This is a genomic window from Stieleria sedimenti (assembly GCF_025060895.1).
Taxonomy (GTDB): Bacteria; Planctomycetota; Planctomycetia; order Pirellulales; family Pirellulaceae; genus Stieleria; species Stieleria sedimenti.
Genome location: NZ_JANZKV010000156.1, coordinates 4,371 through 14,931, shown reverse-complemented (window position 1 = coordinate 14,931; position 10,561 = coordinate 4,371). Strand labels below are relative to the sequence as shown.

9 protein-coding genes are annotated in these 10,561 nt (G+C 60.4%); 1 reads left to right on the top strand and 8 read right to left on the bottom strand.

Annotated elements, in window-relative coordinates:
- Nucleotides 1-89 precede the first annotated feature (89 nt).
- Together NZK35_RS20085 and NZK35_RS20080 are read right to left on the bottom strand one after the other, a co-directional pair.
- Nucleotides 90-1,703, bottom strand: a complete 1,614-nt coding sequence (locus NZK35_RS20085; protein ID WP_259634310.1) for an ABC transporter permease — start codon at nucleotides 1,701-1,703, stop codon at nucleotides 90-92.
- A gap of 72 nt (nucleotides 1,704-1,775) precedes the next feature.
- Nucleotides 1,776-3,158, bottom strand: a complete 1,383-nt coding sequence (locus NZK35_RS20080; protein WP_259634309.1) for a hypothetical protein — start codon at nucleotides 3,156-3,158, stop codon at nucleotides 1,776-1,778.
- Nucleotides 3,159-3,235: 77 nt separating this feature from the next.
- Between NZK35_RS20080 and NZK35_RS20075 the strand changes: the two genes are divergently transcribed.
- Complete coding sequence (locus tag NZK35_RS20075) at nucleotides 3,236-4,387, top strand: leucine-rich repeat domain-containing protein (RefSeq protein WP_259634308.1); 1,152 nt, start codon at nucleotides 3,236-3,238, stop codon at nucleotides 4,385-4,387.
- Nucleotides 4,388-4,598: 211 nt separating this feature from the next.
- Here NZK35_RS20075 and NZK35_RS20070 read toward each other — a convergent pair whose 3' ends face one another.
- The 6 genes from NZK35_RS20070 to NZK35_RS20045 all read right to left on the bottom strand — a co-directional run bounded on the left by NZK35_RS20070 (nucleotide 4,599) and on the right by NZK35_RS20045 (nucleotide 10,126).
- A complete protein-coding gene (locus tag NZK35_RS20070; protein ID WP_259634307.1) occupies nucleotides 4,599-6,188 on the bottom strand; it encodes a hypothetical protein in 1,590 nt (529 codons plus the stop codon).
- Nucleotides 6,189-6,190: 2 nt separating this feature from the next.
- Nucleotides 6,191-6,958 carry a glycosyltransferase family 2 protein gene (locus NZK35_RS20065; RefSeq protein WP_259634306.1) on the bottom strand — a complete coding sequence of 256 codons (768 nt, stop codon included), beginning with the start codon at nucleotides 6,956-6,958 and terminating at the stop codon, nucleotides 6,191-6,193.
- A gap of 825 nt (nucleotides 6,959-7,783) precedes the next feature.
- A complete protein-coding gene (locus NZK35_RS20060; protein ID WP_259634305.1) occupies nucleotides 7,784-8,581 on the bottom strand; it encodes a Nif3-like dinuclear metal center hexameric protein in 798 nt (265 codons plus the stop codon).
- A gap of 274 nt (nucleotides 8,582-8,855) precedes the next feature.
- Nucleotides 8,856-9,386, bottom strand: a complete 531-nt coding sequence (gene infC / locus NZK35_RS20055; protein ID WP_259634312.1) for a translation initiation factor IF-3 — start codon at nucleotides 9,384-9,386, stop codon at nucleotides 8,856-8,858.
- A gap of 280 nt (nucleotides 9,387-9,666) precedes the next feature.
- Complete coding sequence (locus NZK35_RS20050; protein ID WP_259634304.1) at nucleotides 9,667-9,930, bottom strand: RNA-binding S4 domain-containing protein; 264 nt, start codon at nucleotides 9,928-9,930, stop codon at nucleotides 9,667-9,669.
- Nucleotides 9,931-9,967: 37 nt separating this feature from the next.
- Nucleotides 9,968-10,126 carry a hypothetical protein gene (locus NZK35_RS20045; RefSeq protein ID WP_259634303.1) on the bottom strand — a complete coding sequence of 53 codons (159 nt, stop codon included), beginning with the start codon at nucleotides 10,124-10,126 and terminating at the stop codon, nucleotides 9,968-9,970.
- Nucleotides 10,127-10,561: the final 435 nt, after the last annotated feature.

Here is a 10,561-nt window from a genome sequence, read left to right as displayed (position 1 = left end):
CTTAGCGGTATTGGGCTTTGACCCCGTCCGGGGTAGGACGCGTACTTCAACACTGCACCGAATCACCATCACCTGCTCGATCAGCTCGATCAAAACTCCATCAGCGCGACGGCAAAGTGAACGGTCAGCACGAACAGCGTCGTCCACAGCACGGTCGAGGTGATCGATCGGCTGACGTCGCTCGCCGAACGCTTCGGCGCCAGTCCCTGGTAGTAGGCGATCGTCGCGGTCCCCAAACCGCAGATGACGTTCTTCAGCAGCACCCACTTCCAGCCAATGTGCAGCCAGGGGGATTCGCCGGCCAGGTTGCGTCCGAAGTGTTGTTCCCAGAAATAAGGGCCGACGTCGGGATACGATGCCGTGAACGCGACCATGCTGATGAAGCGGGCGGCGTAAAACGCGAGCGACTCCAGCATTGGAGTGCCGATCACAAACGCAATCACGATCGGCAGCAACAAATACGCCCGCGGGGCAACGCCCAGTGTTCGCATCGCATCGACTTGACCGCCGTACTGTTTGACGCCGACGTCCGCCGAAACCGCCGCACCGCAGCGTGCCGCGACCAAGATGGTTGCCAAGATCGGTACCAACACTCGGTACAGCGCGAATCCGATCGATGCCAACAGCTCATCGATCAACAACGGCTGGGTGTACAGCCGAAAGGGCAGGAACCGAAAGGTGAAGTAGGTGGAGGTGAAACCGACGATCAGCCCGGCGATGATCAGATAAATCCAGGCCGAGGGGCCGGCGACCAACCGCAAGTAGTGCAGCGTGAATCGGATGGCCCAGCGAACGCGTGGGACGATCGGCAGCAAATCCAGCGGCAACCAAAACGCGGCCGACACGGCGCCACCGGTCGTTTCCAAGACGGGATTGAGGACACGTCCGATTATCGATTTGCGTTGCGCCGGGCCGGACGTCGCATCGGCCTCCAAGGTGGAAACCGGGACCATGCGTTCGGGGATCTCGCCCCATTGATCACGGCCGATTTCGATCAAGTCCTTTTGCTGTGGATCGAGCAATAACACCTTGTCAGCGATCGGCAACAAGGTCTCGTAGTCGTGCGTCACCACGATGCTGGTTCGGTGATACGTCGATTGGGTTTCGCGAATCAATTCCGCGACCAATCGTCCGCTGGCCGAATCGAGCCCGCTGGTCGGTTCGTCATACAGCAGGACGTCGGGGGAAGCGGCAAGTGTTCGGGCGATCGCCAAACGCTGTTTCTGGCCGCCGCTCAGGTCGGCCACCGACGTCTTCAGCGGCACCCCCAAATGTTCCAGCCACTGCCGGGCGTTCCACGAGACCGGTTCGCTCTTCGGATTGCCGGCGACGCGTTTGGGGCGATGGTCGATCGCGAATTGGACGTTCGCGGTGGCGGACAACTCATCAAAGAGCGCGAACTGTTGAAACACGATCCCGACTCGGGGACGTTCCGATTCGGTTTCGCTGCGTCCGATCGTTCCGGACCAGCGGATCGATTCACCCTGTTGGGGCAACAGGCCCGCCAAGATCCGCAACAAAACACTTTTTCCCGCGCCGCTGCCGCCGACGACGACCGTGATCTTGGCTTCGGGAAATCTGGCCTCGACATGCTCCAGCAAACAACGGTCGCCCGCGACGACGCACAAGTCCTGCAAGCACAGCGGACTGACCGGCATGTCTTCCAGCGCAGCGTCGGCGGTCGATTTGGGTTCAGAGGGCATCGGCTCAATCTTTGGGTCGTGGATTCAGGTCATGCCCTGGTGAGTGAACTCCGTTTACAAGTCGCCACAGCACTACCGTTCTGCCGCCAGGTAAACGATCGGGTAGGGCATCGGGGTCCGGGCGACTTCGATCGTGCCGTTGCCGGCGCCGGTGTGCCAGGCGACGATCCAGCGGCGGTCCTTGCGCAAGATCTGGCTGCGGAGCACGCGGGCGAAATCGGGATTGATGCCGTCTTGTTCGGAACCAAAAATCTCGTCACCGATCTGGCGGATCACCGGTTCCAAACGCTCGCCGGCGATGTCAAAGGCCGCTGCTGCCTCGGGGCTGCTCCAAACGTCACGCCAGACCTCCCGCAGGCGTTCGTTTTCGACAAAGGTTTCTTTTAAGATCGTTTGGACCAATCGACGGCTCTGGGGATCTTCCGCGATCTCCTCGGCGACGCCGGCCAGTTCGTTGCGGATCGCCGGGCTGGCCGAAATGTCGCGGACGCTGCGCTGGATCGCGACGACGACATCGTCCATGTGTTTTTCCAACACCGGAACCGCTTCCTCTTCGACAAACCGCTGCCATTCTTCGCGTACCAAGTCTTTCTGCGGCAACGGCGTCTTGTCGTAGATCGCCCGCCATCCGAATCGGAACAGGGAGGCGCGGTCCCACATCTCGCGACCGATTTCTTCGGCCGGCGGTTGGCCGTGCTTCTTGACGATCGGCAAGATCTCGCGGCGGGCCATCGGGATCAACCGTTCTTGGACCAATTCGTCGTGCCAGCGATGGGCGGCCGCATCCAGTTCACCGCGGTGCCGGGTGACGGCCCGCCGAAACTCTTCTTCGATCACCGGCAGCGATTTTCGAAAGCTGTCTTCGACCAGCGGAACAAAGGCTTGCGACAGATCCTCCCCGTGACGAGCCATCGCGGCGGACAACTGGTCGCGAATGACTTTCTGCTTCGCCGGGGGGAAGAGCGTTTCCACCACCTCGCTCAACCGTCCCGTGCTGTGGTGCTGGAAGAGCTGGCATTGGTCGGCCGAGACGTCCCAGCTGTACCACGTGATCGAAACGCGGCGACCTCTCGTGAGAGGTTCTGCGGCCAGGTCATCGGGCCGCTCGCTGTCGGGGGTGATGATCGACGCAACGCGACCGACCTGATGAAAGTCACCCTGCTCGCCGGCCAAGAAAACCGGATCTCCCGGCTGGAGTCGCCCGGTCGGGTCGATGGCCACGATCTGCGTCTCCTGCCGTGCGACGTAGCGTGCGATCGACTCCAGCGTCTGTTGCGATCGGTCGCCCTGCTCGGTCGTCTGCATCCAGCGCGACGCGGCGACGCCTGTCGAAACCAGCGTGATCAGCCAGAATCCCAAGCCGACGATTCGTTTGTTCGTCCGTTTCAAATTGCCGGTTTCCGTGGTGAAATAACAATAATCGGGAAGCGGGAGTGATTCGTTTTTCGTCCGCACTCACCAAAGCTTGGCAAACCAATTAGAATGGCGGCTTCCTACCTTACCCCCTCCCGATTCCATTCTACGTGCGTCCGATGTCTGCCATGCAACAATTCGTCGCCCCTTCACGTCTCCTTGTACCAGTTCTGTTCGCCGCGTTTCTAGCCGTTTCGGTCCGCCCCGCCGTCTCCGATGACAAGCCGGAGGCCGTGAAGGCGGAAAAAGTCGAGGCCGAAAAACAGGACGCGGAAGCCGAAAAACAGGCCGAGGCCAAGCCTGAAGACGCGAAGCCGGCTGAAAAACCCGCAGAAAAGAAGCCTGAGGACAAGAAGCCTGAGGACAAGAAGCCTGAGGACAAGAAGCCTGAGGACAAGAAACCTGAGGAAAAGAAACCTGAGGACAAGAAGCCTGCCGAGAAGAAACCTGAGGCGAAGAAGCCTGCCGAGAAGAAACCTGAGGCGAAGAAAGAGGCTCCCAAGCCCGTCGCGTCCGCCTTCAAGGACAAGGCGCTCGAAGAGGCGGTGCGGGCCGAGGTGTTCGCCAAACGGTTCAACGACGAACCGATCACCAAGGAAGACGTCGCCAACATCTCACGCGTCGTCGGCGTCGGCAAGCAGATCAAAGATCTGTCGGGGCTGGAACATTGCCACGCCTTGATGTTGATCGACTTGGCGGACAACCAGATCTCGGATCTCACCCCGATCGCCAATCTGAAACGCCTGCAGTCGGTCACCTTGGCCGGCAACCGCATCAAGACGCTCGATCCGATCAAGGAACTGACCGGGATGCAGTACTTGGATGTCTCGCGGAACGAGATCCAGGACTTGAGCCCGCTGGGCAAAATGTCCAATTTGCGGACGCTGTATCTGGCCGAGAATCGAGTCGAGTCGTTGGATCCGATCGCGCCGCTTTCGAAGATCTGGTCGCTCGATGTGTCCGGCAACGAGTTGAAAACGGTGGAGCCGGTCGCCGGGTTGAAGTGGATCACTTCACTCGATTTACGCAACAACTACATTGACGACCTAAAGCCAGTCGCCCAGTTGCCGGCGCTCAATATCCTGCAGCTGAACAACAATCCGATCAAAGACCTCTCGCCGTTGGTCCAGGCCTGTGAAGCGGATAAGGCTGGTGAGAACCGCTTCGCGCCGTATCTGCGATTGTTCCTGGGCGGCAACGAAATTCCCGAAAAAGAGAAAGTCGCCGCCATCGAAGCCCTCCAGGCCTGCGGCGTGAAGGTCAAGCAGTAGGTCACGCTGTGCGTGACGATCGGCATGCACAGCATGCCCTACGGTTACGGCCGTCGGCATGCACAGCATGCCCTACAGTTACGGCCATCGGCATGCACAGCATGCCCTACGGTTGGCGGCCGCTGGCATGCACAGCATGCCCTACGGTTGGCGGCCGCTGGCATGCACAGCATGCCCTACGGTTGGCGGCCGTCGGCATGCACAGCATGCCCTACGGTACAAGCATCTGCTTGTAGGCTTCCGTCAGATAGTCCAGCGGGTAGATGCAGAACGAATGTTCGCGGCTGTTCCAAATCGCCGCCTCGCGTCGGCGCTGTTGCAATTCGGCCTTCTCCGCTTCCAATGTCTTGCGCAAGCGTTCGAGCCGCGACGCCATCTTCTGATTCAGCGCCGTGATCTGCTCGTGCCAGTGACGCCGCTGCCCCTTGGCGGGAATCGCGGCCAGCAGTTCCTCTTTGGCGGCGATCCATTGCGGATCGATCCCGCCGCTGCCGGCGTAACGTTCCGGCTGGAAGTCTAAATCACGGAGCCGTCGATTCCGTTTGCGTATCTCCGCGTCGACGTCGGCAAGGGGATGACGTTGATGTCCCGGCAGCAGCACCGTTGACGACATCACCATAAAACGCGGCGGATCCACGTCCCAGAACGCCCGACTGATCAAGTCACCGAGCTGATCGTACTTACCGCCGCCGATGCCGTGCAGGAACAGATCGCTGAGCACCAATCGTGCATACATCGTCGTGATCAACGCCCGGCTGCGAATCTTAAATTCGGGACTCGCCAGGGCCAAAAACGCGTCCGCGGCCGCAGACTGATTGGCGGCGTCAATTTTACGATGTCGCTTGTCCCGGTCGCTGATCTCCATCACCGAGCCGGCGGCGGAAACACGCACCCAGACGCTACGTCGTTTCGGCGATTGGTTGCCGTAGACCCAGAACGGGGCTTCCAGCCATTCACCGTCGCGTCCCAGATTGGGCACCGGGTGGGCCTTGCTGCGAATGCCATGGGCGGCCCGGTAGAACTCCGTCGCTGCGTTGTAGCAGTCGTGGAATCGGGGCAAGTCGCTGAGAATCTGCATCGCAAACGAGGCAAACGCGTCGCCGCGACAGACGACGCTTTGTGGAATCTCCAGGGTGTGCAATCCCAGCTCAGCTTCCAGCCGATGGCGGCCCTGGGCCAGCGCGCATCCGGCATAACCGCAGCGGTTGATCGCGTCGCGAGAGTGCTGCCACAGCGTGGGGATCAGCGGGTTTTCGACGATTCCGGTGACCGCCTCGGCCACGTTGCGATCAAACACGTCAAACAGCTCGCGATCCTCGACCAGCGATTGTTCATAGGGAACGCCGCCGCCACGACGATCGAACGCGACGGCTTTGAATCCGACCGTGCACCCGTCGTCGTTGAGGTGCGGAACTCGCACACTGCTTGGCCCTGCGACGTCGCTATCGACGACCAGATTGACGGCGACTGAGCCGGAGGTTTTGCCGACCCGATCGAGCGCGAAGTTCTTGAACCAGACGCCCGGGTGGAACAACGTCGGCTGGTGTCCAGCCATCACGATCGTTTGATCGGCAGAGCCGGCGAAATCGATGTCGCGATAGGCCGAGGTGTAGCGGCGGGCATCGCGCAGCAATTGTTGACGTGCCGATTCGCGTAGCGATGAGATTTCGATCGGAGACGCGGCGGCCCGAGACTGGTTCTCGGCCATCATCGCCGCGGCATCATCGATCGGCGGATGGATCAAGCTTTCGCAGTGACCGCGCGGCGCGTGGAAGGCCTCGAAATTCGAATCGGATTCCACGTCTAACCGGCCTCGTGTACGCAGACCAAATCTCCGCTGGCCGCGTGGATGACATGACGCCCGCTGGCACACAACCGCGCGATCTCGTCGTCGATCACCTGATTGTAGTGTTTCAAACGAGTCTCTGCGTGATCGAGCGCACCGCCGAACGATCGCTCCAGATCCAGATAGATCAACGGCACCGCCATCTCGGCGATCCGCAATCCGGATTCGGCCGCCTGGACCCACAACTGCAGCGGCATGGCGTAGCCGGTATCGGTGATGGAAAAATGCCGCAGCGCTTCGCTGCGATAGGCTTTGAATCCGCAAAACGCGTCGGTCAGTTGCAACCCGAGTCGCCGATTGAGGTCGGCCGTGATGCGGCGGTTGATGAACATCCGCTCCTCCGGTGGAGCGTCGTCACCCTCGAAATGATGCAGATAGCGGCTGCCCGAAACGATGTCGGCCGAACGGGCCATGTCGATGAAGGCGGGAATCCGTTTCGGCTGGTGCTGGCCGTCGCAGTCGAGTGTGACGACTCCGTCGAAGCCGTTTGCCAGGGTGTAGTCGAAGGCGGTTTGCAGCGCCGCACCATAGCCACGATTCTGCTCATGACGAATCACAGTCACGTCGCCACGCTGGCTGAGCAGTTTGTCGGTCCCGTCGGTCGAGCCGTCATCGACGACGAGCACGTTGGACGCATATTGAACGACCTGGTCCAAAATCTCGCTCACGTAGTCGACTTCGTTGTACACCGGCAGGGCGGCAAGCCATTTCTCTCGTCTCGTCATTTCGACTCCATCATCTAGGTCGGTGAACTTCTTGGTGTGACCGGCGTTCGGCGGGCTGCAAGGTTGGCGGCTCCCTAAAGGGATACTCGTTCCAGCGACCGGGTCTTACAACCGAACACGGGAATCAGCGTCGTGGAGAAAACTCACTCACCATCATTCTCTCATAGTCTCTCATGAATCCGACGTCTCGCACACCACGCCGCAAACGCCATGCCGGCAGCTGGCAATGACATTTTGGCAGTCTGGACCGCCATGGCCCAACATTGCGGCGGCCGGGGCAGTGGATTCATTCGCGCGCCGCTCGCTAACACTTGCCTTGGATATCATTCAGGCGAGGCAATCCCGGCGTTTGTCATCCAAGGAGAGCGATCGCGATCCGAGTATCCCGAAGGGATTTCAGCGAGTCGCCGGAGGTCAGCCCAGCGCCACCTCCGGGGAGCCGATCTGGCGGCTGCGCCGCAGACCGCCTTTCCGAACGAATTGATCGGGATGCTTTTCCACTCGGGGCGGCCGACCGGGTCCGAGGGCTCTGGCAAGATTTGCTTCGACACCCTTCGGGCAACGCTGTGAAGCATTTTTCCCTGTGGTTCTTAAGGTGTTAGCGGCAGGGCGCGAGCCCTCCGGTTCCGCTTCTTTGCCCAAACACCGGAGGGCTCGCGGTCTACCGCTAAAAAATGCTTCACAGCGTTACCCTTCGGGGTCGCGTCCCGCTTATGACCGGATGTCCGGAGGTGTCGCTGCGCTCACCTCCGGCTACTGGCCTTGACCCCGTCGGGGTCGTCGAAGCGATCACAGCGCCGCAAAATGCCGCGCTGAATCCACTCGTTAAACTGTCTCGATCGGGTCGGATTCGGCGGCGCTGGGCCACAGGGTCAACGCCGGGAAAGCCTCGGCGAGTCGTTCGGCCAACTGCTCCATCGCAAAGCGTTCGCTGTGATAGTGCCCCAACAGCCCCAATGCCATGCCTCGCGACTCGGCTTCCAGGCAATCGTGAAAGCTGGCTTCGCCGGTGATCAACAGTTGACAACCGCAGCGGGCCGCTCGGGCGACGAACGAGCCTCCACTGCCGCAAGCGAAACCGACTCTCGTGATCGGGCGATCGAGTGGCCCGACACCGCGGGGAGCTTGCCTGCAATCAACCCATTCGGCGCACCGCCGAATCACCTCGCGCGTCGGTGTTTCGGTCGGCAGCGTCCCGTGCCGTCCGCTGCCCAGCAGGTTCTCGGCCGTGGGATCGTTGATCGGTTGGATCGATGCCAAACCCAGCGATTCTGCCCAGCGCTGGTTGATCCCTTCGGTGGCGGAATCAAAGGCGGTGTGAGCGCTGTAGACGGCGATCTTGGCGCCGATCAGTCGCCACAGGAGTTCGCCGGTGATCGAATCACAGGTGATGCGTGGCAGTGGGCGAAAGGGGATCGGGTGATGGGTGACGATCAAGTCGGCTTGCTGCTCGATCGCTTCGGTGACCACGCCGGGCGTCACGGTCAGACAGGTCATGACCTTGCCGATCTCGCGATGGCGATCTCCGATCAGCAGGCCAACGTTGTCCCAGGACTCCGCCAATTCCAGCGGCGCCCATTGGGAGAGCGTTTGGCAAACGGCATCGACGGTGACAGCGGACATGGCGGTTTTATTTTCCGGATGAGGACGTCATCGGCAATTGGGCGAGGATGCCCTACCGCGACGACCATACGGGCGCTCGACCAGTGCCACTTACTTTGACGTCCAAGCGAGTGTTTTTGTTAGCGGTAGGGCGCGAGCCCTCCGGTGTTTCACGGTGTTTTTGAAACGCGACCGGACGGCTCGCGCCGTTCCGCTAACACCTTGAGAGCCAAAGTAGCTGTGGAACGCTCGCCGGTGGCGAGCGTCGCAGCGACGGTGACGAGTGGCCCGTTGGTTAACGCGGCGCGATCATACAGATCATCCGACGACCGTGTTGCTGGGGCGAGGTTTCGACCTTGCCGACTTCGTCGAGCAATTCGATGACCTGCTCCATCACCTTGCGGCCTTCCTCGATGTGAGCCATCTCACGTCCACGGAACAGCACACTGACTTGAACCTTGTCCTTGTGCTTCAAGAACTTTTCGGCGCGTCGAATTTTCGTTCGAATGTCTTCGTCGCCGGTTTTCGGTCGCAAGCGAATTTCTTTCGTCTTGGTGTGACTTTGATTGCGGTTCGTTTTTTTGTTCTTGTCGTATTTGTATTTGCCGTAATCCATGATTCGGCAAACCGGGGGTCGCTCATTGGGAGCGACTTCAACCAGATCCAGTCCGACATCGCGTGCACGCTCTAGGGCGTCTTCGGTCGAAATCACTCCGAGCTGTTCGCCAGTTTCGCTGACAACTCGAATCGGAGTGATTCGGATACTGGAATTGATGCGAACGGTGTCGCGATTTTCTGGTTGGGGGTTTCGTCGTGCCAACGCCACTAAAAGTTTCTGCTCCTGCCGGTGGGCATTCCGGACATCAAATGGAAATGGCCTCGAGACCGGATCGGCGTTGAATCCGCCGAAGTGCCGGTCTTGGGGTTGAACCACGAAACCCTGAAACGTCCAGGGAAAACGGGTTCTCAACAGTAGGTCACCGAAGTGTACTACACCGAGAAGGGCGGAAAATTCGCCGCCGCCAGCTTTCTCAGCGTTGCGCAGTATCCAGCGACGGATCGGCGACCGTCAACAGTGAAACTGCCGGTTTCACCGAACTTTTCAGCTAACAATCGAAAAACGTCTCGTCCAGCGTGATGCTTTGCCCCATGGTTTCGACCACATCGCCCAAAAACAGCTGTTTGCGTCGTCGTGTTTCGATTTCCCCGTTCACGGTGACCTGACCGTCTTGGATCCAGATTTTCGCCTGTCCGCCGGTCCCCACGCAGCCGGCCCGTTTGAGCACGTCGTCCAGCCGCATCATCGGCCGGGCCGCCGATTCCTCAGCCGATGCGGGTCGTTTTTCGGGGTCGAGTGGGACGTCATTCATCAGATTTCAAACGTTGCGAGAAAAGGTTGGTGATCGCTCAAATCTCGCGAATCGGTGGCGAATTGTCAGTACCGCCCTCGGGGCTCGGTTTGGCCGTCTTGAACGCCGCGATTCGCCACGGCGGGGCGATAAGTCGTTGATCGTAGTCTGCCGGCAACCGCCTGTCGCGGGGCGAGAGGTTGCGGACGCGTGCCATTGCGTCGAGCGGTACTCGGCGATCGCTGGACTCCTTTCGTGTCCCGTATCCCCAAAGGCAACGCCGAAACCGGACGGCTCGCGGGCTGTCGATTTAATCGGGATCTGTTGAGTCAATGGTGAGCCGCCGGCCGTCAGGCCTCGGGCGGGCGCCGGAATGCCCGGCCGCTCACGCGTCACGGCTCACAAACCGGAATGCCCGGCCGCTCACGCGTCACGGCTCACAAACCGGAATGCCCGGCCGCTCACGCGTCACGGCTCACAAACCGGAATGCCCGGCCGCTCACGCGTCACGGCTCACCAAATCGACAGGCCGCTCGCCGCCGTTCCGCTAACATCTTCAGACCCCTCAAGCGTGACGCACGGGACGTCAATTGTAGAAGTGACGGATTTGATCGTCGCGGCAGGCGCTAAGACTTTCGCAACGCCGGCCCTC

What these genes read in the sequence shown, in the direction of transcription:
- NZK35_RS20060 (WP_259634305.1), bottom strand. Translation starts at nt 8,581, where the DNA reads ATGTCCGCTGTCACCGTCGATGCCGTTTGCCAAACGCTCTCCCAATGG.
- NZK35_RS20075 (WP_259634308.1), top strand. Translation starts at nt 3,236, where the DNA reads ATGTCTGCCATGCAACAATTCGTCGCCCCTTCACGTCTCCTTGTACCA.
- NZK35_RS20065 (WP_259634306.1), bottom strand. Translation starts at nt 6,958, where the DNA reads ATGACGAGACGAGAGAAATGGCTTGCCGCCCTGCCGGTGTACAACGAA.
- NZK35_RS20045 (WP_259634303.1), bottom strand. Translation starts at nt 10,126, where the DNA reads ATGGCACGCGTCCGCAACCTCTCGCCCCGCGACAGGCGGTTGCCGGCA.
- NZK35_RS20085 (WP_259634310.1), bottom strand. Translation starts at nt 1,703, where the DNA reads ATGCCCTCTGAACCCAAATCGACCGCCGACGCTGCGCTGGAAGACATG.
- NZK35_RS20050 (WP_259634304.1), bottom strand. Translation starts at nt 9,930, where the DNA reads ATGAATGACGTCCCACTCGACCCCGAAAAACGACCCGCATCGGCTGAG.